General features: G+C 70.5%; 23 protein-coding genes and 1 riboswitch. Of the genes, 9 read left to right on the top strand and 14 right to left on the bottom strand.

Annotated features, from left to right (window positions below; genetic code table 11):
* Positions 1-56: 56 nt before the first annotated feature.
* A complete protein-coding gene (locus AB0I12_RS35405; protein ID WP_359938430.1) occupies positions 57-1991 on the top strand; it encodes a M13-type metalloendopeptidase in 1935 nt (644 codons plus the stop codon).
* A gap of 81 nt (positions 1992-2072) precedes the next feature.
* Here the strand turns inward: AB0I12_RS35405 and AB0I12_RS35410 are convergent, their stop codons facing one another.
* From AB0I12_RS35410 to AB0I12_RS35455, 10 genes are all read right to left on the bottom strand, one after another.
* Positions 2073-2495 (bottom strand): GNAT family N-acetyltransferase, encoded by a 423-nt coding sequence (locus AB0I12_RS35410; RefSeq protein WP_359938433.1) that lies wholly within the window; start codon positions 2493-2495, stop codon positions 2073-2075.
* A gap of 23 nt (positions 2496-2518) precedes the next feature.
* Positions 2519-3958, bottom strand: a complete 1440-nt coding sequence (locus AB0I12_RS35415; protein ID WP_359938436.1) for an aminopeptidase P family protein — start codon at positions 3956-3958, stop codon at positions 2519-2521.
* Positions 3959-3992: 34 nt separating this feature from the next.
* Complete coding sequence (panD, locus tag AB0I12_RS35420; protein WP_359938742.1) at positions 3993-4409, bottom strand: aspartate 1-decarboxylase; 417 nt, start codon at positions 4407-4409, stop codon at positions 3993-3995.
* Between the two features lie 58 nt (positions 4410-4467).
* Positions 4468-6651: an MMPL family transporter gene (locus AB0I12_RS35425; RefSeq protein ID WP_359938439.1), complete on the bottom strand. Its 2184-nt coding sequence runs from the start codon at positions 6649-6651 to the stop codon at positions 4468-4470.
* An 81-nt stretch (positions 6652-6732) separates the two neighbouring features.
* Positions 6733-7413 (bottom strand): response regulator transcription factor, encoded by a 681-nt coding sequence (locus AB0I12_RS35430; RefSeq protein ID WP_359938442.1) that lies wholly within the window; start codon positions 7411-7413, stop codon positions 6733-6735.
* On the bottom strand, positions 7316-8782 hold the full coding sequence (locus AB0I12_RS35435) for a histidine kinase (RefSeq protein ID WP_359938445.1): 1467 nt from the start codon (positions 8780-8782) through the stop codon (positions 7316-7318). The genes AB0I12_RS35430 and AB0I12_RS35435 overlap by 98 nt, the downstream gene beginning before the upstream one ends.
* Positions 8783-8963: 181 nt before the next feature.
* Positions 8964-10385 (bottom strand): FGGY family carbohydrate kinase, encoded by a 1422-nt coding sequence (locus AB0I12_RS35440; protein ID WP_359938448.1) that lies wholly within the window; start codon positions 10383-10385, stop codon positions 8964-8966.
* Positions 10372-11769, bottom strand: a complete 1398-nt coding sequence (locus tag AB0I12_RS35445) for a trehalose-6-phosphate synthase (RefSeq protein WP_359938745.1) — start codon at positions 11767-11769, stop codon at positions 10372-10374. Before AB0I12_RS35445 ends, AB0I12_RS35440 begins: the two co-directional genes overlap by 14 nt.
* Positions 11770-11777: 8 nt before the next feature.
* A complete protein-coding gene (locus tag AB0I12_RS35450) occupies positions 11778-12779 on the bottom strand; it encodes a Gfo/Idh/MocA family oxidoreductase (protein WP_359938451.1) in 1002 nt (333 codons plus the stop codon).
* Positions 12770-14254 carry an amidase gene (locus tag AB0I12_RS35455; protein ID WP_359938454.1) on the bottom strand — a complete coding sequence of 495 codons (1485 nt, stop codon included), beginning with the start codon at positions 14252-14254 and terminating at the stop codon, positions 12770-12772. The genes AB0I12_RS35450 and AB0I12_RS35455 overlap by 10 nt, the downstream gene beginning before the upstream one ends.
* Before the next feature lie 68 nt (positions 14255-14322).
* Here AB0I12_RS35455 and AB0I12_RS35460 point away from each other — a divergent pair, with 68 nt between their 5' ends.
* The 3 genes from AB0I12_RS35460 (at position 14323) to otsB (ending at position 16141) form a co-directional block, all read left to right on the top strand.
* Positions 14323-14631: a DUF3263 domain-containing protein gene (locus tag AB0I12_RS35460; RefSeq protein WP_359938456.1), complete on the top strand. Its 309-nt coding sequence runs from the start codon at positions 14323-14325 to the stop codon at positions 14629-14631.
* Between the two features lie 83 nt (positions 14632-14714).
* Entirely contained in the window at positions 14715-15311 is a 597-nt protein-coding gene (locus tag AB0I12_RS35465; RefSeq protein ID WP_359938459.1) for a LytR C-terminal domain-containing protein, read from the top strand.
* Complete coding sequence (otsB, locus tag AB0I12_RS35470; RefSeq protein ID WP_359938462.1) at positions 15308-16141, top strand: trehalose-phosphatase; 834 nt, start codon at positions 15308-15310, stop codon at positions 16139-16141. The genes AB0I12_RS35465 and otsB overlap by 4 nt, the downstream gene beginning before the upstream one ends.
* Here the strand turns inward: otsB and AB0I12_RS35475 are convergent.
* Positions 16107-16574: a hypothetical protein gene (locus tag AB0I12_RS35475; protein WP_359938465.1), complete on the bottom strand. Its 468-nt coding sequence runs from the start codon at positions 16572-16574 to the stop codon at positions 16107-16109. The genes otsB and AB0I12_RS35475 overlap by 35 nt on opposite strands.
* Positions 16575-16620: 46 nt before the next feature.
* On the opposite strand from AB0I12_RS35475, the gene AB0I12_RS35480 reads away from it, so the two are divergent.
* The 5 genes from AB0I12_RS35480 (at position 16621) to AB0I12_RS35500 (ending at position 21598) form a co-directional block, all read left to right on the top strand.
* The gene (locus AB0I12_RS35480; protein ID WP_359938468.1) at positions 16621-17568 is read left to right on the top strand and encodes a DNA-3-methyladenine glycosylase 2 family protein; all 948 of its coding nucleotides are present in this window, start codon (positions 16621-16623) and stop codon (positions 17566-17568) included.
* A gap of 22 nt (positions 17569-17590) precedes the next feature.
* Entirely contained in the window at positions 17591-18817 is a 1227-nt protein-coding gene (locus tag AB0I12_RS35485; protein WP_359938471.1) for a cation:proton antiporter, read from the top strand.
* A 65-nt stretch (positions 18818-18882) separates the two neighbouring features.
* Positions 18883-19023, top strand: a riboswitch (SAM riboswitch).
* Between the two features lie 13 nt (positions 19024-19036).
* Positions 19037-20296 (top strand): threonine synthase, encoded by a 1260-nt coding sequence (gene thrC, locus AB0I12_RS35490; RefSeq protein WP_359938473.1) that lies wholly within the window; start codon positions 19037-19039, stop codon positions 20294-20296.
* The gene (locus AB0I12_RS35495; protein WP_355473980.1) at positions 20293-20568 is read left to right on the top strand and encodes a ubiquitin-like small modifier protein 1; all 276 of its coding nucleotides are present in this window, start codon (positions 20293-20295) and stop codon (positions 20566-20568) included. The genes thrC and AB0I12_RS35495 overlap by 4 nt, the downstream gene beginning before the upstream one ends.
* A gap of 13 nt (positions 20569-20581) precedes the next feature.
* A complete protein-coding gene (locus AB0I12_RS35500) occupies positions 20582-21598 on the top strand; it encodes a zinc-dependent alcohol dehydrogenase family protein (RefSeq protein WP_359938476.1) in 1017 nt (338 codons plus the stop codon).
* Here AB0I12_RS35500 and AB0I12_RS35505 read toward each other — a convergent pair whose 3' ends face one another.
* The 3 genes from AB0I12_RS35505 to AB0I12_RS35515 all read right to left on the bottom strand — a co-directional run bounded on the left by AB0I12_RS35505 (position 21599) and on the right by AB0I12_RS35515 (position 25120).
* Positions 21599-22822, bottom strand: coding sequence for a hypothetical protein (locus AB0I12_RS35505; protein WP_359938479.1), 1224 nt, complete (start codon positions 22820-22822; stop codon positions 21599-21601).
* Positions 22823-23050: 228 nt separating this feature from the next.
* Complete coding sequence (locus AB0I12_RS35510; protein WP_359938482.1) at positions 23051-23998, bottom strand: dihydrodipicolinate synthase family protein; 948 nt, start codon at positions 23996-23998, stop codon at positions 23051-23053.
* A gap of 9 nt (positions 23999-24007) precedes the next feature.
* Positions 24008-25120, bottom strand: coding sequence for an enolase C-terminal domain-like protein (locus AB0I12_RS35515; RefSeq protein WP_359938485.1), 1113 nt, complete (start codon positions 25118-25120; stop codon positions 24008-24010).
* Positions 25121-25136: the final 16 nt, after the last annotated feature.

Consider the following 25136-nt stretch of genomic DNA (forward strand, 5'->3'; position numbering starts at 1 on the left):
TTCGCGAACCGGGTATGTTCGCTGACAGCAACTCGACTTGGGACAAGGGGTCAGGGATGACAGCAGGAATCGACGACTCGGCGGCGGTTCGCCCGCAGGACGATCTGTACCGCTTCGTGAACGGGACGTGGCTCGCGGAGCACGAGATTCCCGCGGACAAGGCGATCCACGGCGCGTTCCACGCGCTCTGGGACAGCGCCGAGAAGGACGTCCGCGCGATCGTCGAGAAGACCGTCGCCGCCGGGCATCCGGAAGGCAGCGAGCCGCGCAAGATCGCCGACCTCTACAGCAGCTTCATGGACACCGAGACGGTCGAGCGCCTCGGCGCCGAGCCGATCGCGGACCAGCTCGCCCTCGTCCAGGGCGTGACCGACGTGGCCGGACTGGTGTCGGTCCTCGGGCAGCTCGAGCTGCAGGGCGTGCCGGGTGTCTTCCACTACTGGGTCGACGCCGACGCGAAGAAGTCCGACGAGAACATCGTCCACCTGACCCAGGGCGGCCTCAGCCTGCCCGACGAGTCGTACTACCGCGAGGACACCTTCGCCGAGATCCGGACGGCGTACGTCGCGCACGTGGCGACCATGCTGGAGCTCGCCGGGCTGTCCGACGCGACCGCCGCGGCCGGGCGGATCCTGGAGTTGGAGACCCGGCTGGCCGGCTCGCACTGGGACCGGGTCAAGGACCGGGACGTGCAGCTGACCTACAACAAGCTCGACCGGGCCGGGCTCGACGAGCTGACACCCGGCTTCGACTGGGCGACCTGGCTGGCCGGCGCCGGCGTGCCGGAGAGCGCCTTCGCCGAGGTCGTGGTCCGCGAGCCGGACTACCTGACCGCGGCCGCGACCGCGCTGCAGGAGGTCGGGATCGACCGGTGGAAGGAGTGGCTCGCCTGGCGGATCGTGCACAGTGCCGCGCCGCTGCTGAGCCAGGCCTTCGTCAACGAGAACTTCGCCTTCTACGGCAGGACCCTGACCGGTGCGCCCGAGCTGCGGGAGCGCTGGAAGCGCGGCGTCGGCGCGGTCGAGTCGGCGCTCGGCGAGGCGCTCGGCAAGCTGTATGTCGCGGAGCACTTCCCGCCGGACGCCAAGGCCCGCATGGTCGACCTCGTGCAGAACCTGGTCGCCGCCTACCGGCAGCGGATCGAGGCGCTGGACTGGATGGGTCCGGACACCAAGCAGCGCGCGCTCGAGAAGCTCGGCACCTTCGTGCCCAAGATCGGGTACCCGGACGAGTGGAAGGACTACTCGGCCCTCGAGATCGACCCGGCCGACCTGTTCGGCAACGTCCGCCGGTCGGTCGCGGTGGAGACCGCGCGTGACCTGGCCAAGCTCGGCAAGCCGGTCGACCGGAACGAGTGGCGGATGACGCCGCAGACGGTCAACGCCTACTACAACCCGCGGATGAACGAGATCGTCTTCCCGGCCGGCATCCTGCAGCCGCCGTTCTTCGACCTGGTCGCCGACGACGCGACGAACTACGGCGCGATCGGCGCGGTGATCGGCCACGAGATCGGCCACGGCTTCGACGACCAGGGCTCGCGGTACGACGCGGACGGCAACCTGAACGACTGGTGGACCGACGAGGACCGCAAGGCCTTCGAGCAGCGCACCGACAAGCTCGTCGCGCAGTACGACGCGCTCGAGCCGGCCGAGACCCCCGGCCAGAAGGTGAACGGCAAGCTCACCCTCGGCGAGAACATCGGCGACCTCGGCGGCCTTTCGATCGCGTACGTCGCCTACCAGCTGTCCCTGGACGGCGGCGAGGCCGACGAGGCCGGCAGCGGACGGTTCTTCGCCGCCTGGGCGCATGCCTGGGCCACCAAGACCCGTCCCGAGGAAGCCGCCCGCCGCCTCACGATCGACCCGCACTCCCCGCCGGAGTTCCGCTGCAACGCGGTGGTGAAGAACATCGACGCGTTCCACACCACCTATCGGACGACCGACTCCGACGGCATGTGGCTCGCCCCGGAGGACCGCGTCCGCATCTGGTAGGACGACCCGCCACCTGATCCTGCGCCCGACGCCGGGCGCTGGATCAGGCGGGCGGATCAGGTGGCGGATCAGGTGGCGGGATCAGCGCACCCGTCGCCACATGGTCCGGTGCGGGATGCCGTCCTCGACGAACTCGGGGCCCTCGGCAACGTAACCGAACTTCTCGTAGAAGCCCTGGGCGTACGTCTGCGCGTCGAGGACGCTGTCGGTGTCGCCGACGATCTCCAGGGCGTCCTTCATGAGCTGCGCCGCCAGCCCCCGGCCGCGGGCCTGCGCGGCGGTCGCCACCCGGCCGATCCGCATCCGGCCGGGCTCGGTCAGCAACCGCAGGTACGACTGGATCGCGCCCTGCTCCTCGGTCCACAGGTGATGCGTACCGGCGAGCAGGTCACGCCCGTCGAGCTCCGGGTACGCACACTCCTGCTCGACGACGAACACGTCGACGCGCAACCGGAGCACGTCGTACAACTGCGCTGCCGTCAGCTCGCTCCCGATGATGTGCACCGGCTCTTCCTACCAGACTCGGGCTAGGAGGCCATCCAGTTCTGGATGCCGTCGACGGTGCGGGGCATGGCCTCGGAGAGGTTCTCCGGGCCGTTGTCGGTGATCAGGATGTCGTCCTCGATGCGGATGCCGATACCGCGCAGGTCCTCGGGGACGGTCAGGTCGTCGGACTGGAAGTACAGGCCGGGCTCGACGGTGAGGACGTAGCCGGGCTGGACGTTGCCCTTGCGGTAGTTCTCGTCGCGGGCCGCGGCGCAGTCGTGCACGTCGAGGCCGAGCATGTGGCTGACGCCGTGCAGCGTGTAGCGCTGGTACAGCCGGCTCTCCGGGTCGAGCGCCTCCTCCGCCGACACCGGCAGCAGCTCCATCGCGTCGAGACCGCGGACGATGACCTCCATCGCGGCCTCGTGCCCGGCGCGGAACGCGGCCCCCGGGGTGAGCGCCGCGATCCCGGCGTTCTGCGCGTCCAGGACGAGCTGGTACAGATCCCGCTGGCGCGGCGTGAACTCGCCGTTCACCGGCAGCGTCCGGGTGATGTCGGCGGTGTAAAGCTGCCGGTTCTCCACACCCATGTCGAGCAGCATCAGCGTGCCGTCGTTCACCGGGCCGTCGTTCTCGATCCAGTGCAGCGTGGTCGCGTGCGGACCGGCCGCGGCGATCGACGTGTAGCCGACGTCGTTGCCCTCGGCCCGGGCCCGGCGCCAGAACGTGCCCTCGATCCAGCGCTCGCCGTACTGCCGGACCTTGTCCATCTCGGCGAGGACGTCGGAGAAGCCGCGGTGGGTGATCGCGACCGCGTCCCGCAGCTGCTCGAGCTCGTACGCGTCCTTGACCAGCCGCAGCTCGGACAGCGTCGCCGCCAGTTCGTTGTCCTTGAGGTCGTCGGTGCGGGCGCCGGTGAGCAGCGCGGCGATCGACTGGTCCTCGTCGCGCCGCACCCGCGTCGCTACGTCGCTCTTCAGCGCGTCGGCCAGCTGGTCGACGTGCCGCGTCTCGATCCCGAACTCCTTCGCGGTCTCGGTCAGCGACGGCCGACGCCCGGCCCACAGCTCGCCGTACATCCGGTCGCGCCAGAACTCCTCGCCCTGCGAGCGGTCGGCGCGCGGGCGGAAGTACAGCACGGCGTCGTGGCCGGTGGTGCCGTTCGGCTCCAGGACGAGCACTGCGTCGGAGGTCTGGCTGCCGGTCAGCCAGACGTAGTCAGTGTGCGGGCGGAAGACGTAGTCGGTGTCGTTGGAGCGGACCTTGTAGGTGCCGGCCGGGATCACCAGACGCTCGCCTGGGAACGCCTGGGACAGCGCGTCCCGGCGCTTCGCCGCCCACACGCCGGCATCGCTCAGTGACAGATCGTGCCGCTCGGAGTCGGCCCAGCCGGAATTCATGAACGCGCGCAGCTTCGGGCTCGGCTCGTTGTCGTGCGACGCGGTCTTCGGCGCGGCGTTCTCGGCAGCGTTCTCGGTCATCGTCGACCAGTCCTCATCTCAGCGGTTCGTGGCGCTACGGGTGCAGTTCGTCCCCGCGCAGCGTGCCGCTGTCGGGCAGCGCCTCGGCGGGGTCGGAGCCGATGCGGGTGATCGCATTGTGCTCGTCCACGAAGACTACGCTCGGTTCGAAGACCTTGGCCTCGGCGGTGTCGAACATCCCGTACGCGATCAGGATCACCAGGTCGCCCGGATGGATCAGGTGCGCCGCCGCGCCGTTGATGCCGACGATCCCGGACCCGCGCGGTCCCTCGATCAGGTACGTCGACAGCCGCGCGCCGTTGGTGATGTCGACAATGTCCACCTTCTCACCCGGCAGCAGGTCGGCCGCCGCCATCAGCTCCGCGTCCAGTGTGCACGACCCGACATAGTCCAGGTCCGCCTGCGTCACCGTCGCCCGGTGCACCTTCGACTTCATCATTTCCCGCCACATGGCGGCCATGATCCGGCCCATCCGGGCTTCTGTCAGTGGCCGCCATCACCCAACCGGTTCAGTGCGCCGGTTCAGGTTCCTTCGGCGCGGGGACGGGCGGGAGGTTCCTGCGCAGGGTTTCGCCTTCGACGTCGACGTTGGGGAGGAGGCGGTCGAGCCAGCGGGGGAGGTACCAGGCTCGCCGGCCGAGCAGCGCCATCACGGCCGGTACGACGGTCATCCGGACCACGAACGCGTCGAGCGCGACCGCGAGGGCCAGGCCGAAGCCCATCTCGCGGATCAGGGTCTCGCTGGACAGGATGAATCCGGAGAAGACCGCCGTCATGATCACCGCCGCCGCCGTGACCACCCGAGCTCCGTGCGAGAACCCGTCGACGACGGCCGTCCGCGGCGCCGCGCCGTGCACGTGTTCCTCGCGCATCCGGGTCACCAGGAAGATCTGGTAGTCCATCGCGAGCCCGAACACGACACCGATCAGGAAGATCGGCAGCATGCTGATCACCGGCCCGGTCTGCCCCTCGATCCCGAACAGCCCGGCCAGCCAGCCCCACTGGAACACCGCGACCAGGGCGCCGAACGTCGCCACCACGGTCAGCAGGAACCCGAGCGTCGCCTTCAGCGGCACCAGGATCGAGCGGAACACCAGCATCAGCAGCAGGAACGCGAGCCCGACGATCAGCGACAGGTACGGCAGCAACGCGCCGCCGAGCTTGTCCGAGATGTCGATGCTGACCGCGGTCGCTCCGGTGACCGCCACCTCGGCGCGGTCGCTGTCGGGCATCGACCGGATTGCCGTGACCAGGTCCTTGGTCTCCTGCGTACTCGGTCCGCTCGACGGGATCACCGTCAGGAGCGCGGTGTTCCCGGCGGGGTTGAAGACCGGTGGCGTGACCATCGTGACGTCCGGCAGCCCGCGTACGGCGGACGCGGTAGCCGTTGCCGCGGCGCGCGGATCGGGAGACGCGCCGGCGTCCACCACGACCATCAACGGGCCGTTGAACCCGGGCCCGAAGCCCTCCGAGAGCAGCTCGTACGCCTTGCGCTGCGTGGAATCGGGTGCCGCCGTACTGTCGTCGGGCAGCCCGAGTTCGAGGTCGGTCGCCGGGATCGCCAGCGTGCCGAGACCGATGACGGCCACCAGCAGCACGGCCAGCGGTCGCCGGGTGACGAACCCTGCCCACCGGCGTCCGGCGGTCGACCGTCCGGCCGCTTCCGGATCGCCGCCGCGCAGACCGGGGATCCGGCCGCCGAGCACGCGCCGCCCGGCGAACCCGAGCAGCGCCGGCAGCAGCGTGAGCGCGATCGCGACCGCGATGACCACGGTGAACGCGGCCGCGAGGCCCATCTGGGTGAGGAACGGGATGTCGACCACGAACAACCCGGCCAGTGCGATCACCACGGTCAGGCCCGCGAAGACCACGGCCGATCCGGCGGTACCGACCGCGCGGCCGACCGCCTCCTCCGGCTCCAGTCCCGTGCTGAGCTCGTGCCGGTAGCGCGACATGATGAACAGCGCGTAGTCGATCGACACCGCGAGCCCGATCATCAGCGCGAGGATCGGCGTCCCGGAACCGATGTCGACGAAACCGCTGATCGCCGAGATCGCGGTGACCCCGATGCCCACACCGATGATTGCCGACAGCAACGGTAGGCCGGCGGCGATCAGCGAGCCGAACGTGATCAGCAGGACGACCGCGGCGACACCGATGCCGATCACCTCGGTGAGCTGTTGCTCGCCCTGCGCCTGCATCGCGTCCCCGCCGTACTCGACGGTGAAGCCGGCCGCGCGGGCCGGTTCGACCGCCGCGGCGACGGCCTCTTGGGCCTCGGGGGTGACCTCCTGGGCGGTGACCTTGTAGGTGACCTGCGCATAGCCGGTGCGTCCGTCGGGGGAGATCGCCTTGGCGGTGAAGGGATCCACGACGCGCGCGACCTGCGGCGCGGCGGCGAGCCGGTCCAGGGTCTGCCGGACCGGGGGCGTGTCGGTGAGTTTCTGGCCGGCCGGTGCCTGGAACACGATCCGGGCGGTCGCGGCGTCGGCGCCTGCCTGCGGGAAGCGCTCGTTGAGCAGGTCCGCGGCGCGCTGCGACTCGGTACCGGGGATCGAGAAACCGTTGGCGGTCGGGCCGGACAGCGTCGCCGCACCCGCGATCCCCGCGGCGAGCAGCCCGAGCCAGATCAGCACGACGAACCGTCGCCGGCGGAACGCGAAGCGGCCGAGGCGATAGAGATACGTAGCCATGCCGCTGATGCTTCCGGCGGTACGTCGTCGCCCGCGTCTGCCCGTGGCGGGCTTCTCGGCGTACCGCGTTCGCCGTACCGGCTACCGCGGCTGCGGTACGCCGGGACGCACGAGGCCGGTCTGGTACGCCAGGACGACGAGCTGCGCGCGGTCGCGGCAGTCGAGTTTCACCATCGCGCGGTTCACGTGCGTCTTCGCCGTCGACGGGGACAGCACCAGGCGGTCGGCGATCTCGTCGTTGGACAGGCCGAGGGCGACCAGGCCGACGATCTCGCGCTCGCGGTCGGTGAGCGCGTCGAGGAGGCCGGCGCCGATCGCGTGCCCGGCGGTGGGTTCGGCCAGGAAGCGGTTCATCAGGCCGCGGACCGCCTTCGGGGACAGCAGGGCGTCGCCGCGGGCGACCACCCGGATGGCGTCGATCAGCTCGGCCGGTTCGACGCTCTTGCCGAGGAAGCCGCTGGCGCCGGCGCGGATCGCATCGAACACGTACTCGTCGACCTCGAACGTGGTCAGGATCAGCACCTTCACACCCGCGAGCGCCTCGTCCGCGGTGATCATCCGGGTCGCCGCGAGCCCGTCGACCTCGGGCATCCGGATGTCCATCAGCACCACGTCGGCCCGCTCGGACCGCGCGAGCTCCACCGCGTCCCGCCCGTTCGAGGCCTCAGCAACGACCTCCAGATCTGGCGCTGAACCCACCAGCACCCGGAACCCGCTCCGGATCAGCGTCTGGTCGTCGGCCAGCAACACCCTGATCGTCACCTTCAACTCCAGTCTCCAGAGGAAGCACAGCACGGACGGCCCATCCACCTGATGCCCGCGGCCCGGTGTGCAGGGTGCCGCCGACGGCGGCGACACGCTCACGCATCCCGATGAGGCCGTGGCCCGCGCCCAGGTGGGTGACGACGGGGTTGGCGGCGCGGGGCGAGGCAGCCGGTGCGTTGGTGGACGGGGGCGAGTCGGCCTGGGCGCCGAGAGATCGTGGCCAGGCAGCCAGAGCACCGGTAGGCCCAGCCGGGCCGCCTGCGGCGTCAGCATTTCCAGCGGATGTGGCGGAAGCACGGGCGGTGCCGGCTGCGAAGAGGACGGGGCCGGCGGAGCCGGCGGGGTGAGGGCCGGTGTCTGTTACCTCTACCGTCAGGCTGGTCGGGGTGCGGGTGATGCGAACGTCGGCGGTTGCCCCCGGGGCGTGTTTGAGGACGTTGGTCAGGGATTCCTGGACGACTCGGTAGGCCGTGAGTTCTATGACGTCCGGGAGTTCGCCCAGTGCCGGCGGTGGGGTCCAGTTGACCTCGACGCCTGCGGCGGTGAAGGAGTGGATGAGCGCGTCCAGCTCGTTCAGCGAAGGGGCTGGTGCGGTCGGGAGCGGGGAGCCGGAACGGCGGAGTACGCCGAGGAGAACGGTCAGTTCCTGCAGCACGGTGCGGCCGCCGGAGCGGACCAGGGCCAGGGCGCGTTCGGCCTCGTCGGGCTGGGTCCGCAGGACGTGGGCCGCGACCCCGGACTGCACGTTCATCAAGGCGATGTGGTGGGCGATGACGTCGTGCAGCTCGTGCGCGATCCGCAGTCGTTCCTCGATCACCCGCCGCTGGGCCTCCTCGTCGCGCGACCGCTCGGCCCGCAGCGCCCGCTCCTCAAGCTCCATCAGCCAGGCGCGCCGGTTGCGCACCGCCTCGCCGATCGCGCCCGAGAACAGCACGAAGAAGACCAGACCCAGGTTGTCCAGCACGTCCCCGCTGACGAACAAGGCCTCGGCGACCAGCGTCGCCAGGGCCGTGCCGATGACCACCACGCAGCGGGTCAGACGGTCGTCCTTCGCCAGGACGACCGTGAAGACCGCGACACCCATGAAGAGCACGATCGGGCTCTTGGCCTGCTCGGCGATCACGAAGGCGATCGCAACACCCGTCGTGACCACCAGCACGGTGATCGGCGCCCGTCGCCGGAACGTGAGCGCAACGGCACCCACGACGGCCAGGACGACGACCGTCGCGTTCAGCTCGATCCGCTCGCCGACGTGCTTGCCGCCGGGAACCAGCAGGTTGATCAGCAGGATCGTCAGGGCGAGCGCAAGGTCCAGCACCAGCGGATCCCGCGCCGAGGCACGGCAGAACCGGATGAGCCGTTCCATGCCTTCACAGTACGTGGCCGCCCGCCCGACCGCCTCGTCCTGCGGCAGTATCCCCGTCCTACCGCAACCGCAGTAGAGCGGCAGCTCGACAGGACGTATACGTCCACTAGGCGGGATCGGCCGTCCCGCTGAGCGCGAGCGTAGCCGGACCGACCGGACACATCCTGTCGAGCTTGCCGATTCAGAGGGCCGAAGCCTGGACAGCCAGCTCGCGCAGGGCCTCGTAGCGCGTCCGCAGGTCGGCCAGGCGAGCCACCTCGTCGGCGACCGGGGTGAGGTGCTCGCCGCCCGGCTCGGGGGAGAGGCCGAGCGCTACGGCGGCCGCGCCCCGCGCGCCGACCTCCGGCTCGGCACAGACCGTGGTGGGGCGGGCGAAGGTCGCGGTCAGGCAGCGGCGCCACCACTGCGAGGCGTCGATCCCGCCGCCGCCGAGGACGACGTCGAGTTGCTGCCCGAACAGCGTGTCGAGGGTCCGCAGCCCGCGGTCGATCTCCAGCGAGGCACCTTGCAGGGCCGCGGCGAGCAGGGCGGCCGGGGTGTCGTCGAACGACAGGCCGAAGTACACCCCGGACCCGCCGGGTACGACGGCGGGCGGCCTGGTGCCGGCCATGAACGGGATCGCGATCGCGTTCGTCGTCCCGATCTCGACGCCGGCCGGTTCGTCGGACTCCAGCCGCAGGACGCCGGTCAGCCAGGCGTGCAGGTTCCCGGCCGCGGAGAACGCCATACCGGTCACGGCGCGCTTGTCGTCGACCCGGTACCGCCAGAGCTCCCAGGGCAGCTCCGGCGCGTTCTCGATCGGGTGCACGACCCGCACGGCCGCCGAGGTCCCCACGGTCACCGCGGCGGTGCCGGCGTCGTACCCGCCGGTGCCGACGTTCGAGGCGGCTCCGTCACCGGTCGGCGGATGCACCGGTACGCCGACCAGCCCGGGCCAGCGGCGTGCGTACTCGGCCGACAACGTGCCCGTCCACCCGGTCGGCACGATCGGCGGCAGCTGGTCGGCCGTCACACCGGCGATCTCCAGCGCCTCGTCGTCGTACGCACCGGTGGCGAGGTCGAGCGTGCCGGTCCCGGAGGCGACCGAGACCGACGTGACGCGCTCACCCGTCAACCGCTCCAGCACCAGGTCCGGCAGGCCGGCGAACTGATCGGCGGAGGCGGTGGACAGCAGCCAGGGGATCCGGCGGGTCCAGTACAGGCGGTGCAGCCACGCGCCGGTGCGGGCGTGGAAGGCGTGCTCGTCGAACGACGTCCCGAGACCGAGGTCGACCGAGCGGGTGTCGGCCCACGTGATCACCGGGGTGCGCGCCGTGCCTTTGGTGTCGAGGGCAACGATCGAGTGCCACTGCGAGGACAGCACGATCGCGCCGATGCCGTCCAGGTGGCCGTTCTGCTCGAGCTCGTCGAGACAGCCGAGCAGGCCCTCGACGTACTCGTGCAGGTCGAGCGTCGCCGAGCCGTCGTGGCCGTAGGCCGGAGTTATCTTGTGCCGTGCGAGCGCGCCCGGGATCGGTGCGGCGTCGTCCGCCGCCAGGACGAGTGCCCGCGCCGACGACGTACCCAGGTCCAGCGCGAGGACCTTCCTGTCAGTCCTCGTCATGCAGAGCCTTCAGGAAGGTCTGCGCCCAGACGTTCACGTCGTGCGCGGCCAGGTGCTTGCGCATCGCCTTCATCCGGCGGCCGAGCTGCCGGTCGTCGGTGTTCATCGCGTCGACGATCGTGTCCTTCATGCCGTTGATGTCGTGCGGGTTCACCAGGAACGCCTGCCGGAACTCGTCCGCCGCCCCGGCGAACTCGCTCAGCACCAGCGCTCCGGTGTCGTCGTACCGCGTCGACACGTACTCCTTGGCGACCAGGTTCATACCGTCCCGCAACGGCGTCACGACCGCGACGTCCGCGGCCCGGAGCAGCGCTGCCATCTCGGTCCGCGAGTACGTCGTGTGCAGGTAGTTGATCGCCGGCGTACCGATCCGGCCGTGCTCGCCGTTGATCCGCCCGACCAGCAGCTCGATCTCGTCGCGGAGCACCCGGTACTGCTCGACCCGCTCCCGGGACGGCGTCGCGACCTGGATGAACACCGCGTCGTCGACCGAGATCCGCTTCTCGTCCAGCAGCTCGCCGAACGCCCGCAGCCGCTGCCGGATGCCCTTGGTGTAGTCGAGCCGGTCGACGCCGAGCAGGATGTGCGTCGGGTTGCCGACCTCCTCGCGCATCTCGGCCGCCCGCGCGGTGGTCTCCGGCTGCCGGGCGAGCTTCTCCAGCTCGTTGACGTCGATCGAGATCGGGAACGCCTTCGCCCGGACGATCCGGTCGTCGGGCAGGTGGATACGGTCGCCGCGGGTCCGCAGGCCCATCCGGTTGCGGGCCAGCCGGGCGAAGTTCGACGCCGCGCCGGGCCGCTGGAAACCGACCAGGTCGGCGCCCATCAGGCCGTCCAGGATCTGCCGCCGCCACGGCATCTGCGCGAACAGCTCGGTCGGCGGGAACGGGATGTGCAGGAAGAACCCGATCCGTACGTCGGGACGCAGCCGGCGCAGCATCGCCGGGACCAGTTGCAGCTGGTAGTCGTGCACCCAGACGTCGGCGTTGTCGTCGGCGGCCTCCGCGGCGGCCTCCGCGAACCGCCGGTTGACCGCGACGTACGACTCCCACCACTCGCGGTGGAACTCCGGCGCCACGATCACGTCGTGGTACAGCGGCCAGAGTGTCGCGTTCGAGAAACCCTCGTAGTACAGCTGCACGTCCTCGGCCGACAGCATCACCGGCACCAGATGCATGCCGTCGTTGTCGAACGGGTCCAGCTTCTCGTCGGGGCTGCCGGTCCAGCCGATCCAGGCGCCGTGGTGGCCCTGCATCACCGGCGCCAGCGCGGTCACCAGGCCACCGGGACTTCGGCGCCACGCGGTGCTGCCGTCGGGCATCTCGGTCCGGTCGACCGGCAGCCGGTTGGCCACCACAACGAAGGAACTCCTACCGTTCGGCATCTTCAGCGTCATCCACTCAGGTCGTCGTCGTCACCGGGGTAGCGCACCCCGATCTGGCTCCGGGTCTCGTCGAGCAGTTCGAGGATCTCGAGCGTGCCGGCGTGGGGGAGAGCCGGAACCTCGATCAGTCCCTGGCGTAGCGCACGGATCACTTCTGCCGCCTCGTAGTGGTACCCACGGCCATGCGTCGGGACGTCGATCCGCTCCGCTCCGGAGGCGGTTGTGCGCACGTAGTACTCGGGTTGGTGGAAGCGGTGCGGGAGCTGCAGGTTGCCGTCCGGGCCGCTGATCGACGCGACCCACGGGTTCTGCGAGCGCAGGCCGCAGGTCAGCGCGGCGACCGCGCCCGAGTCGTACCGCCAGGCCATCGCGACGTTCAGGTCGATCCCGTCCTGGTTGAGCGAACCGACCGCCTTCACCTCTGCTGGCCGGCCGAGCGCCAGGTAGGCGAACGTCATCGGGTAGATGCCGCCGTCCATCAGCGAGCCTCCCCCGAGCGCCGGGTCGAGCAGGCGCGCCGGCAGTGCAGGCTTGTGGAAGGCGAAGTCCGCGACCACCTGCTGCGGCTCGCCGATCACGCCGCGCTCCAGGTCCGCGAAGACCGCCTGGATCACCGGGTTGGTGCGCATCCACATCGCCTCGGCGAACAACGTCCGGTGCTCGGCGGCGACCGCGATCAGGTCCTTGGCCTGCGCCGCGGTCAGCGTGACGGGCTTCTCGCACAGCACGGCGACGCCGGCCTGCAGCGCCGTCCGGGCGATCGCGTAGTGCTGCGGGTGCGGGGTCCCGATGTAGATCACGTCGACCTCGCCGGAGTCGATCAGTCGCCGGTAGTCGTCGTACGCGCGCGGGATGCCGAACTCGGCGGCGAACTTCCGCGCGCTCTCCTCGGAGCGGGACGCGACCGCGGCCACGACCGCATCGTCCGGGAGCAGCGCCAGATCGTGCGTGAACTGGGTCGAAATGTTGCCGGTTGCAACGATTCCCCACCTGACGCGATCTATACCCACTGTGTGAACTCCGGGGTCGGGAACGGTCCGTCTGCAACGATTCTCGCGGTTTCGAAGGCGTGAGCCAAGCGAATGAGCGTGACCTCACTTCGCGCCGTACCGCTGATCGTGATCCCGACCGGCAGTCCGGCGACCGTCCCGGACGGCACCGAAAGCAGCGGATAGCCCGCCAGAGCGGCGTGTGACGACGAGCTACCGAGAACGTGGTCGCCGTTCACCAGGTCGATCGCCCAGGCCGGCGAGTACGACGGGCTGACCAGCGCGTCGAGCTGGTTGTCACGCAGCAGGTTGTCGATGCCGTCCCGCCCGGCGCGGAGCGCGGTGAGGCGCGCAGCGACGTACACCGGGGCGTCGAGACCCTCGGTGGCCGCGGCGCGCTCGAACAGCTCCTGACCGAACCACTGCAGCTCCTGGTCCGCATGCTCGTTGTTGAACGCGATCAGATCGTCCAGCGTTCGCGGACCGCCGGGCGCACGGGTGGCGAGGTACGCCGCCATGTCGACCTTCAGCTCGTGGGAGAGCACCTGCAACTGGTCCTCGTCGCCGCCCGGTGTCGGCAACGACAAGTGGTCGACCAGCGTCGCTCCGCACTGACTGAGGAGCTCCAGCGCACGCTCGGTTACCTGGTCCAGGCCGGTCGAATAGCCCCAGAGGGGACCGCGCGGTACGCCGATGCGCACGTTGCTGAGGTCCGTGCCGCGGCAGTACTCGGTGTAGTCGGTGTGACCGCCGGTGAGGACCGAGAGCAGCGCAGCCGTCTGAGTAACCGTCTTCGTCATCGGTCCGGCGGTGTCCTGCGAGTGCGAGATCGGGACGATGCCCTGCTGCGAGATGAGCCCGACGGTGGGCTTCAGGCCGACCACGCCGTTCAGCGCGGCCGGGCAGACGATCGAGCCGTTGGTCTCGGTGCCGATCGCGTAGTCGGCGAGCCCGGCCGCGACGGCCGCGCCGGACCCGGAGGAGGAGCCGCCCGCCGACCGGTTCAACGCGTACGGGTTGCGGGTCAGGCCGCCGTACGCGCTCCAGCCGGACGAGGAGGCCGAGCCGCGGAAGTTCGCCCACTCGCTCAGGTTCGTCTTGCCCAGGATCACGCAGCCCGCCTCGCGCAACCGGCGGACCAGCGGCGCGTCCTCCGGCGGCGGTGGCTGGTCGGCCAGCGCCAGCGAGCCGGCTGTGGTCGGCAGGCCGGCGGTGTCGATGTTGTCCTTGACCAGCACGGGTACGCCGTGCAGTGGGCTACGGACCCGCCCATCGTCACGCTCTGTGTCGAGACGGGCGGCATCGGTGAGCGCCGCGGGATTCGGAGTGCAGACGGCGTTGACCAGCTGGTCGACCTCACGAATCCGCCCCTGCAACTCCTCCACGAGCGCCACGCTGGAAGAAGTTGAGCTCACTGGAACGATCCTGCCAGAGTTGGCTGCGTCCGGTTGCCTTGTCAGCGACACGCTTCGTGTCGGTCCGGCGGTGAATGACATGGCTGTCGTTCTGCACGTAGAGTGGCTGGCGGACGGACGATCACCGACCGCACAGGAGTCAGCAGCAGATGGACAGCGCCAACGCCAGCTCCCCCGGCCCCGCCGAAGCTGCGCCGCCGGTCGTCGCCGGACTCTCGGAGCGTGACGGCCAGATCCTTGCCTTCGAGCGGCACTGGTGGAAGTACGCCGGGGCGAAGGAGCAGGCGATCCGGGACCAGTTCCAGATGTCGGCGACCCGCTACTACCAGGTCCTGAACGCGCTCATCGACCGCCCCGAGGCCCTCGCGCACGACCCGCTGCTGGTCAAGCGCCTGCGCCGCCTCCGCGCCGCCCGCCAGCGCGCCCGCTCCGCACGCCGCCTGGGCATCGAGGTCTGACCATGTCCCGCCGCCTCAGGGCGTGCCTTGCTGCTCCGCGCCCGCGGGGCGATCAGGGGCAGGTGCTGTCCTCCTTCGTTGCCGTGGCTGCTGTGGTCGCGATCGTGGCCGGGCTGCTCGTGCTGTTCGGGACCCGTGGGCACGACAGCAAGGCCGAGGAGAAGCCGGCCGGCGCGAGTACGCCGAAAGCGTCGGAGAAGCCGTCCACCGGGCCTTCGACGGTCGGGGCCAGCGTGCCGAAGCCGTCCACCAAGCCGTCCGCTGAGCCGACTCCCGCGCCGACGACCGCACCCAGCAGCGAGCCGCCGTCCACCGAGCCCACCACCCAGCCGAGCCAGCCGTCGGAGACGACACAGGCCACGCAGCCGCCGAAGCCGACGCAGCCGGTCACGATCCCGGCCGAGGAGCGCCCGGCGATCGAGGTGTACAACAACACCTCGCAAAAGGGCTTGGCCGACTCGGTCGCGAGCCGCGCGCGGCAGGCCGGCTGGACCGTGGCCGGCTCCCCGGACAACTGGCACGGCAAGATCGCCGAGAGCACGGTGTACTACCCGCCGGGCATGCTCGACGCCGCCAACCAGCTCGCCCGCGACATCGGTGTCGGCCGGACCAAGGGTGCGCTGGACAACATGAAGAAGGATCGCCTGACGGTGATCCTGACCTCGGACTACTCAGGATGAGTACTCCGGTCATCCAGACCGAGGCGGGACGGGAAGGCTGGGAAGCCATCGTCTCGGACCCGGCGAGTGCCGTGATCTCGTCGGACTTCGACGGCGTCCTCTCGCCGCTGGTCGAGGACCCGGCGTTGTCCCGCCCGGTCGAGGGCGCTCTGGACGCGCTGGCCCGGCTCGCCCGGAGCGTGAACCAGGTCGCGATCGTCACCGGCCGGCCCGCGCTGGTCGCCACCGAGCTGTCCGGGGTGAGCGGTCACCCGGGACTCGGGAATCTCGTCGTCCTCGGGCACTACGGGCTGGAGCGCTGGGACGCCGCCACCGGCATGGTGACGAGTGAGCCGGTGCCGCCCGGTGTCACGACGGCTCGGGACCGGCTGCCGGGACTGTTGCGCGAGGCCGGCGTACCGGACGCGTTCGTGGAGGACAAGGACAGCTCGCTGGCCGTGCACACCCGCCGGCTGGACGATCCGGTCGGGGCCTTCGAACTGCTCCGGGCGCCGTTGACCGCGCTCGCCGAGGAGACTTCGTTGCGGCTCGAGCCGGGCAACCTCGTGCTCGAGCTGCGGCCGCCCGGGATCGACAAGGGCGTCGCGCTCCGCGGCCTGATCGAGTCGACCGGCGCCCGATCGATCCTGTACGCCGGTGACGACCTCGGCGACCTCGCGGCGTACCGGGCGATCCAGGCCGAGCGGGAGACCGGGCTGCGCGCCGTACTGCTGGCCACGCGGTCCTCGAACGCCGCCGAGCTGATCGAGGCCGCGGATGTCGTCGTCGACGACCCGAGCGGTGTGGTGACCGTGCTCACGGCGCTTTCGGACGCGATCTCAGCACGCTGAGAGTCTGCGTCACGGTCTTGCCGATCGGCTGGATCGGCCGCTCGACGTAGCCGCCGTCCTTCAGGTTCGCGAGCCGCTCGAACGGGTTCCGCGACGCCGGGTCGCCGGTGAGCAGGAACGAGACGACCACGCCCACCACGTACAGCGGGAGCATCAGCAGGCCGATCAGGCAGAAGTACTGCCACGAATGCCGCTCCTCGTGCCGGACCAGGGCCGCGTTGTCGAAGTACGTGCGGTCGTGCTTGCTGAGTACGACGTTGCCGATCGTGAACGCGCCGGCGATCGGAAAGCCGAGCTTGTACTCGTTCGCGAAGAACAGCCCCCGCGGCCCTCGCGTGAACTTGGCCCGTCCGAGCACGCCGACGAAGGCGCCGGCCACGGTGGACAGGTTGAGGAAGTTGCCCACCACCTTGAGCCACTGCCAGGCGTTCATGGGGATCAGTATGAATTCTGTCGGAGCGGTGGGTAAGACTTGGCGGGTGAGTTCGGTGGTGCGGGTCTGGCGTCCTGGGCGGGTGGTGGATCCGCAGTCGGTGATCGGCGGGTTGCGCAAGGGGCCCGGCGATCCGGCGTACGTGTTCGACGCGGCGCGGCGGACGGTGTGGCGGGCGACGCGGACTCCGGAGGGGCCGGTGCTGTTGCGGCTGACGCCGCATGCCGGATCCGTCGAGGCCGAGGCGTGGGGGCCGGGGGCCGAGTGGGCGTTGGACGGGGTTCCGGAGTTGCTGGGCGACCGGGACAGCTGGGACGGGTTCGAGCCGCTGCCCGAGCACCGGGTCCTGGTGGACGCGGCGCGGCGCTTCCCGCATCTGCGGGTGCCGCGGACCCGCGCGGTGTTCGAGGCGATGGCGGCCGCCGGGATCGAGCAGGTGGTGACCGGCAAGGAGGCCTTCCGGGCGTGGCGACTGCTGCTGCGGGAGTACGGCGAGCCGGCGCCAGGGCCCCATCAGCAGGGCAACCGGGTGATGATGGTGCCGCCGGCGCCGGAGGAGTGGCGGCAGATCCCGTCCTGGCAATGGTTGCGCGCCGGTGTCGAGGGTCGGCGATCGCGGGTCGTCATCACGGCCGCGACCCGGGCGAAGGCGCTGGAGCGGACGCTCGAGCTGAGTGACTCCGCGGAGATCGAGCGACGGCTGCGGTCGCTGCCGGGAGTCGGCGTGTGGACGGCGGCCGAGGTGCGCCAGCGGGCTCACGGCGACGCGGACGCCTTCTCGTTCGCGGACTACCACGTGTCGCGGAACGTGTCGTACGCGCTGATCGGCGAGGAGCTCGACGACGACGGCTGCGCCGAACTGATCGAGCCGTACCGCGGTCACCGCTTCCGGGTGCAGCGCCTGATCGAGCTGGCAGGCATCGGCCATCCTCGCTTCGGCCCGCGCAAATCCCTGCCCACCCACACGCCGGGGGCCACGCATCGGCTGAGGTAGCCCTGGGCACAGGTGCCTGACGATGATCATCAACGGGGATGGCCTGTATCTCGTGGCAGGCCTGGCACTGCTGCTCGGTGCCGTACTGCCCCGGTTACTGGCGCGGTACGCCATTTCCGCGCCGATCGCCTTCCTCGGTGCGGGTCTGCTCCTCGGCCTCGCCGTCGACCGCGTCCACCTCAGCCCGATCGCCCAGCCGGCGCTGACGAAGCATCTGGCGGCGCTGACTGTGATCGTCGCGCTGATGGGCGTCGGCCTGGCCATCGACCGGCCGATCAGCCTACTCACCTGGTCAGTCACCTGGCGGTTGCTGTTCGTCGCGATGCCGGCCGGAATCGCGGCGCTGGCCGGGGCCGGCTGGCTGCTCGGGCTCGCTCCGGCGACCGCGCTCCTGATCGCCGCGGTGCTGGCGCCGACGGATCCGGTGCTCGCGTCCGACGTCCAGGTGGAGGGACCGACGACCGGCGAGGACGCCGAGCTCGACGAGGACGACGAGGTGCGGTTCGCGCTCACGTCCGAGGCGGGCCTGAACGACGGGATGGCGGCGCCGTTCGTGTACCTGGCGGTCTTCGTCGCGACCAAGACCCTGTCGCCGTGGCAGTGGGTCGCCTGGGACGTGGTCGGGAAGTCGGTGATCGGGGTCGCGATCGGCTTCTGCGCGGGCTGGTTGCTCGGGCGGATGACGTTCTCGGCGCCGGCCCGGAGCCTGCGGCTGTCGGAGGCCCGGGAGCCGGTGCTCGCGCTGGCTCTGACGGTTGGGGTGTACGGGCTCACCCAGGTGCTGCACGGGTACGGGTTCATCGCTGTGTTCGTCGCGGCGCTCACGCTGCGGTCGGTGGAGAGCAAGCACGCGTTCCACGGCGAGCTGCACGACTTCATCGGTGAGCTCGAACACATCCTCACGTGGAGCGTCCTGCTCCTGCTCGGCGCCGCGGTCACCGCCGGGCTGCTGAAGCCGCTCACGGTCGCCGGCGCCGCTGTCGGCGTACTGCTCGTCTTCGTGGTTCGTCCGCTGTTCGGGTGGCTGTCGCTCGCGCGATCCGGGCTCCGGCGGTCCGAACGCTGGGCGACGGCGGCGTTCGGCGTCCGCGGCGTGTCGTCGGTGTACTACCTCGCCGCGGTCGGAGCGCATTTCCGGGACGACCTGCCGTGGCTCTGGGCGACACTCGGGTTCACGGTGATCCTGAGCGTCGTTGTGCACGGGGTCGCGGCGACGCCGGTGATGCGCTTCCTGGAGCGCCGGGGCTGAGATCCCGCGTCTCGAATACTGGGAACGCGGGACACAATATGGACCCGATTGGGTAATCTCGGGGGAGCTCATCCAGAGGGACTGAGGGAAACGGCCCGTTGACGTCCCGGCAACCCTCCCCGTCGAGACCCCGTCCGGGGCTCTCCGCGAGGGAACGGTGCCAAATCCGTCCCGCGCCGAGATCCGGCGACCGGGGAAGATGAGGAGGGAACCTCACTCATGAGCCTGACCGCCACCCACACGATCCGTGAAGGTGCCTTCGGCAACGGTACGCACCTGAGCTGTCGCGCCTGTGGGGCGAAGTCGCCGCTCGGCCCGTTCTACGCCTGTATGGAGTGTTTCGGTCCGCTCGAGGTCGGATACGAGTACCCGAACATCACCCGCGAGCAGATCGAGGCCGGCCCGAAGAACATCTGGCGGTACCAGCCGCTGCTGCCCGTCCCCGTCGACGTGGCCAGCTTCCCGAACACCGAGCCCGGCTACACCCGGCTCGTCGACGCGCAGAACCTGGCCCGCGAGCTCGGGCTGCGCAAGCTGTGGGTGAAGGACGACTCGGGCAACCCGACGCACTCCTTCAAGGACCGCGTCGTCGCCTCCGCCCTGAGCGCCACCCGCGAGCTCGGCATGAAGGTCTTCGCCTGCCCGTCCACCGGCAACCTGGCGAACGCGGTCGCCGCGGCCGCCGCCCGGGCCGGCATCCGCTCGGTCGTGTTCATCCCGCACGACCTCGAGCGCCCGAAGGTCATCACGACCGCTGTGTACGGCGGGACGCTGGTCGCCGTCGAGGGCAACTACGACGACGTGAACAAGCTCGCCTCCGAGATCGCCGGTGAGGAGGAGGGCTGGGCGTTCGTGAACGTGAACGTCCGCCCGTACTACTCCGAAGGCTCCAAGACGCTCGCCTTCGAGATCGCCGAGCAGCTCGGCTGGCGGCTGCCGCAGCAGATCGTGATTCCGGTCGCGTCCGGGTCGCAGCTGACCAAGATCGACAAGGGCTTCACCGAGTTCGGCAAGCTGGGCCTCGTCGACGCCACCGACTACAAGGTGTACGGCGCGCAGGCGACCGGCTGTTCGCCCGTCGCGCAGGCGTTCCGCGACGGGCACGACGTGGTCAAGCCGGTGCGCCCGGACACGATCGCGAAGTCCCTTGCGATCGGCAACCCGGCCGACGGGCCGTACGTGCTGGACGTCGCCCGCCGGACCGGCGGCGCGATCGAGGACGTCAGCGACGACGAGGTCGTCGAGGGCATCCAGCTGCTGGCCCGCACCGAGGGCATCTTCGCCGAGACCGCGGGCGGGGTGACCGTCGCGACGCTGAAGAAGCTGATCGCGACCGGCCAGCTCGACCCCGAGGCCGAGACGGTGATCATCAACTCCGGCGACGGGCTCAAGACGCTCGACGCCGTGGCCGACCGGGTCGGCCCCAAGGTGACCATCCCCGCGTCGTACGACGCCTTCGTGAAGGCAGGCCTGCAGTGAGTGTGAGCGTTCGCGTCCCGACCATCCTGCGGCCCTACACCCAGGGCGTGTCCGAGGTGTCCGCCGAGGGCACGACGCTGACCGAGGTGCTCGACTCGCTCGACGCGTCGTACCCCGGCATCAAGGGCCGCGTCCTGGACGACGCGGGCGAACTCCGCCGCTTCGTCAACGTGTACGTCGACGACGACGACGTCCGCTTCGCCGAAGGCCTGCAGACCACCATCAAGGACGGCGGCCAGGTCTCGATCATCCCCGCGGTCGCCGGCGGCTGATTAAGCTGCTCTGATGCGAGCAGTTGTTGTCTCGGAGTACGGCGTACTGCCTGAGGTTCGTGAGGTTCCGGAGCCTGTTGTCGCGGACGGTTCGGTGGTCCTGAAGGTCGAGGCCACCGGGCTGTGCCGCAGTGACTGGCACGGGTGGATGGGGCACGACTCCGACATCGTGCTGCCGCATGTGCCGGGGCATGAGCTGGCCGGAACGATCGCCGCGGTCGGTGCCGGCGTGTCCGGGTGGGCGGTCGGGGATCGGGTCACGACGCCGTTCATCTGTGCGTGCGGCTCGTGTGAGCAGTGCCTTGCCGGTGATCAGCAGGTGTGCCCGAATCAGTTGCAGCCCGGGTTCAACTACTGGGGTTCGTTCGCCGAGTACGTCGCGGTGCCCTACGCCGCGGTGAACCTGGTCCGGCTGCCCGACGACATGGACTTCGCCACCGCCGCGGGCCTGGGCTGCCGGTTCGCCACGTCGTTCCGGGCCGTCCACCAGATCGGCAAGGTCGCCGCCGGCGAACGCGTCGCAATCTTCGGCTGCGGCGGCGTCGGTCTCTCCGCCGTCATGATCGCCGCCGCTCTGGGTGCTGAGGTGATCGCCATCGACACCAACCCGGCGGCGCTCGAGCTGGCCCGCACCTATGGCGCTTCCCACACCCTCGAAGCGTCCGCCGACACTGTCAGCCAACTGCGCGATCTCGGCGGTGCGCACGTGACCATCGACGCCCTCGGGTCCAGCGACATCGTCCAGCAAGCCCTGACAGCTCTCCGCCCCCGCGGCCGCCACGTCCAGGTCGGCCTCCTCCCCAACGGCGTCCAGTTGGACGTAGGCCGCCTCATCGGCCAGGAACTCTCCTGGCTGGGCAGCCACGGCATGCCGGCCCATGCTTACCCCGAGATGCTGGATCTGGTTGCCCAAGGCAAGCTCAACCCAACCCAGCTGATCACCCGCACCATCACCCTGGCCGAAACCCCCGCCGCCCTGGCGGACCTCTCGAACGGCACCCCACCCGGCGTCACCGTCATCACCCCATAGCTACAGGCGGATCAGGTACACGGTGGGTGGGCGGCCGGTGCGGCCGTGTTGTTGGGTGCCGGTGGGGGCGGCGAGGCCGGCTCGTTCGAGGCGTTTGAGGACTCGGCGGGCGGTGCGGAGTTGGACGGCGAGGTGGTCGGCTACGTCTTGGGTGGTGAGGCCGTTGGGGAGGGTGGCGGTGAGTTCTCGCATGCGGGCGAGGGTTTGGGTGTTGAGGCCGACCCGCCGGGCCAGGAGCGGGAGGCTTTCGGTGCCGCGGGCGCCGGCCGGCTGTTCGCCGGAGGGTTCGATGACGATCTCGACGTCGTCGGACATGGAGACGACCCCGGCAACAGTGCCGATCGAGGCGGCGCGGCCGACTGCGCGGCGGGCGAGCGCCTCGGCTTCGGCAGCCGTCCGGCCGACGCCGAAACCGACGTACGCCGTGGAGTGCCGGGCCGCGAGGTGGTCGAGCAGCGGCATCCGGGAGAACTGTTCGGTGGCCTGTTCGAGCAGCCCGCGGGTGGTGACGACGAGGTGCCGGCCGTCGGGCAGCGCCGCGAGGCTGCCGCCGAGGGTGATGAGGTCGGCGGCCAGCGCGTCGTCGGGCTCGGGGAGGTCGATGACGCCGAGCGCGACCTGGGCGTCGCCGACGTGCTGGCCGGTGGTGGTCAGGATCAGCGCCTGCAGGGTGGAGCGGATCGAGTACCGCGACGGCGCGAGCCGCACGGACGGCATCTCGTTCTCGATCAGGTGGAACGCCGAACCCAGGCAGCTGATCGCGACCTTCGTGTCGTGCTTGTCCCGCGCGGTGCGGTGGAACGCGACGATGTCGTCCGACGTCAGGCCCGGCCGGTACGGCAGCACCTGGATCTGGTCCGTCGGCAGCTTCGCCTCGATCAGGGTCTCCAGGACCTCGGCCCGCCGCAGCGTGTCGATCGAGAACTGGGTGACGTTGTGCCCGAGCCGCAGCAGCTCGACCAGTGCGCGCAGCAGGGTCGCCCCGTCGTACGAGACGTACATCGTGGGCCGGTCGATCACCCCGGCCTCGGTGGCGATCGTGTACGGGACGACGCCGGTGAACAGGAACGCGTCGACGTCGCTGTGCGCCTGCTCGACGAGCTCGACGGCCTCGGTCTCGTGCCGGTACGGCAGCGGCAGCAGTGTGGTCCCGCTGGGGGCGCCGACCACGGTCACCCGCTGGACCAGGTCCTCAGGCCCGACCACCCCGACCGCAAGCGCCATCAGTCCACCGAGCCTGGAGCTGAGCAGATCCTCACGGCGGTCCTCCGACGACTTCTGGTCTGGCCCTCAAGTCGCACAATAGCGCAGCGGGCTCCGAGATCTTGACGTTCAGGCCTTGCTCTCCTAGTTTCGGTCAATACCACAATTGCCGCCACCCCTTGCGGTGGGCCCGGGGAGCGTCGGTGTGGTGGAGCGAAGGAGGGAGCGCGCCACCTCACTGCTCCCTGGCTAGTGCAGTTCCTCGAGGCAGCGGATCACCAGATCGCGCTCGCCCGGCGGCAGCACCGGCCCGTACGGATCGTGTGCGGCCGCGGCCGGCACCAGCCCCTCCCATTCGGCCGCCCACAGCATCCGCTGCACGTAGCCCTCGATCGGCGCGTAGAACGTCGCCGCCGCGAACCGGTCCAGCCGCTCCGACGCGGTCAGGAACCCCGAGTGGTCGCCGGCCGTCCAGGCCTGCAGTACGGCGGCCGACAGCTCGACCTGGGCCGACGCGATCCCGACGAGCGCCGTGTCCGCGCCCCACATGAACGACGGCCCGTACATCCGGTCCTCGCCGGTGATCAGGAGCTTGCCGGTGCCGCGCCCGGCCCAGATCGCGTCCTGGCAGCCGATCGCGCGGTCGAGCGTCGCGGTCTTCACGCCGAGCATCGCGTCCAGCGACAGCAGATCCCGGATCAGCTCGGGCGGATACGGATAGCCGCCCGCCTCGCCGTGCAGGTAGAACCCGACGAGCGGCAGCCCGCTCTCGGCCGCGACGCGCTCGTGCAGCGCGACCGCCTGCGCGTGACCGTCCGGCCGCTCGCCCAGCGCTGCCAGCGGATAGACCATCACCGCATCGGCTCCGCCGGCCGCAGCGGCCCTCGCCATCTCCACCGTCGCGTCCGCGGCGTCCTCCAGCGACTGCGCCGCAGTGGCCTTCGGTACGCCGACACCGGCGACGATCGGCACGTCGGTGGCGGACCGCCACGTCTCGAGCACCTTCGCGCGGTCGCCCGGCGACAGATACAGCCCGCGCCCGGTGTGCGCCCACACGGCGACGCCGCCGATCGCGTGCTTGGTCAGCGTCACGGCGTACGCCGACAGGGCGTCGTAGGCGACGACGCCGTCGGAGTCCATCGGGGTGACGACCGCGGGGAGCAGTGTCCCGCGAAGCCTCTCGACGAGTGGATGCATGATGTCCTCTCAGACGTCGTGCCCGAGACCGGGGCGTTTCGGTACGTCGATCCAGCCGTCGCAGTCGGCGAACACGCTCGGGGCCAACGGGTCCTCGTCGACCATCAACGGCCCCACCAGGTCCGCCGCGACGGTCGCTCCGGGTACGGCGGCGGCCAGGTGTACGGCGGCCAGTGTGGCCACGCCCAGCTCCGGCATCGAGCCTACCTTCACCGCCAGCCCGGCGGCCTCGGCCACCGCGGCGATCTGCAGCGCCCGGTGCAGCCCGCCGACCTTGAGGATCTTGATGTTCAGTACGTCGGCCGCACCGCGGCGGGCGATCTCCAGCGCGTCGTGGAGCGAGTGCATGCTCTCGTCGACCATGACGCGCACGTCGAGGCGGTCCCGCAGCCGCACCAGGCCGGCCAGGTCCCACCGTGGCAGCGGCTGCTCGAGCAGAGTCAGCCCGGCCGCGCTCATCTTGGCGAGGTACGGCAGCGCGGTCGTCGCGTCGTACCCCTCGTTGGCGTCCAGGCACAGCTCGGCGTCGGCGGGGATCGCGGCGCGGACGGCCCGGATCAGCTCGAGGTCCTTCGCCGGGTCGTGGCCGCCCTTGACCTTCAGGTGCCGGAACCCGCGGTCGGCGTACTCGGCTGCCTCGGCGGCCATCTCGTCGAGCGTGCCAAGACCGACCACCCAGGTCGTCTGCACCCGGTCCCGGACGCTGCCGCCGAGGAGGGCGTGCACCGGCCAGCCGCTCATCCGGCCGGCGAGGTCGAACAGGGCGATGTCCAGGCCGGACTTGGCGACCTGCTGGCCGCGCAGTACGCCGTCCATGGCGACGTGGGCACCCGCACGGTCGAGCGGGTCGTGGCCGATCAGCGCCGGTGCGAGGTGCTCCTCGATCGCGGCCTGGACACCGGCCAGCGTCTCGCCGGTGTACGCCGTCATCGGGGAGGTCTCACCGATCCCGACGTCGCCGTCGGCCGTGTGCACCTCGACGACCAGGCTGATCAGCTCGTTGCTGACCCCGCTGCTGATCTGGAACGGCCGGCGGTACCGCGCACTGACCACGCGCGTCTTGACCGCGCTGATCGGCGCCGCCCCGGCCGGCAACCCCGCCGGTAGTGCTGCAAGACTCATTTCCGGCTCCTAGGGT

The sequence above is a fragment of the Kribbella sp. NPDC050459 genome (assembly GCF_040655315.1).
Taxonomy (GTDB): domain Bacteria; phylum Actinomycetota; class Actinomycetes; order Propionibacteriales; family Kribbellaceae; genus Kribbella.

Coding starts and splice junctions, on each gene's coding strand:
- AB0I12_RS35405 (WP_359938430.1), top strand. CDS start 57: ATGACAGCAGGAATCGACGACTCGGCGGCGGTTCGCCCGCAGGACGAT.
- AB0I12_RS35415 (WP_359938436.1), bottom strand. CDS start 3,958: ATGACCGAGAACGCTGCCGAGAACGCCGCGCCGAAGACCGCGTCGCAC.
- panD (WP_359938742.1), bottom strand. CDS start 4,409: ATGTGGCGGGAAATGATGAAGTCGAAGGTGCACCGGGCGACGGTGACG.
- AB0I12_RS35425 (WP_359938439.1), bottom strand. CDS start 6,651: ATGGCTACGTATCTCTATCGCCTCGGCCGCTTCGCGTTCCGCCGGCGA.
- AB0I12_RS35435 (WP_359938445.1), bottom strand. CDS start 8,782: ATGGAACGGCTCATCCGGTTCTGCCGTGCCTCGGCGCGGGATCCGCTG.
- AB0I12_RS35440 (WP_359938448.1), bottom strand. CDS start 10,385: ATGACGAGGACTGACAGGAAGGTCCTCGCGCTGGACCTGGGTACGTCG.
- AB0I12_RS35445 (WP_359938745.1), bottom strand. CDS start 11,769: ATGCCGAACGGTAGGAGTTCCTTCGTTGTGGTGGCCAACCGGCTGCCG.
- AB0I12_RS35455 (WP_359938454.1), bottom strand. CDS start 14,254: ATGTCATTCACCGCCGGACCGACACGAAGCGTGTCGCTGACAAGGCAA.
- AB0I12_RS35460 (WP_359938456.1), top strand. CDS start 14,323: ATGGACAGCGCCAACGCCAGCTCCCCCGGCCCCGCCGAAGCTGCGCCG.
- otsB (WP_359938462.1), top strand. CDS start 15,308: ATGAGTACTCCGGTCATCCAGACCGAGGCGGGACGGGAAGGCTGGGAA.
- AB0I12_RS35475 (WP_359938465.1), bottom strand. CDS start 16,574: ATGAACGCCTGGCAGTGGCTCAAGGTGGTGGGCAACTTCCTCAACCTG.
- AB0I12_RS35485 (WP_359938471.1), top strand. CDS start 17,591: ATGATCATCAACGGGGATGGCCTGTATCTCGTGGCAGGCCTGGCACTG.
- thrC (WP_359938473.1), top strand. CDS start 19,037: ATGAGCCTGACCGCCACCCACACGATCCGTGAAGGTGCCTTCGGCAAC.
- AB0I12_RS35500 (WP_359938476.1), top strand. CDS start 20,582: ATGCGAGCAGTTGTTGTCTCGGAGTACGGCGTACTGCCTGAGGTTCGT.
- AB0I12_RS35505 (WP_359938479.1), bottom strand. CDS start 22,822: ATGGCGCTTGCGGTCGGGGTGGTCGGGCCTGAGGACCTGGTCCAGCGG.
- AB0I12_RS35510 (WP_359938482.1), bottom strand. CDS start 23,998: ATGCATCCACTCGTCGAGAGGCTTCGCGGGACACTGCTCCCCGCGGTC.
- AB0I12_RS35515 (WP_359938485.1), bottom strand. CDS start 25,120: ATGAGTCTTGCAGCACTACCGGCGGGGTTGCCGGCCGGGGCGGCGCCG.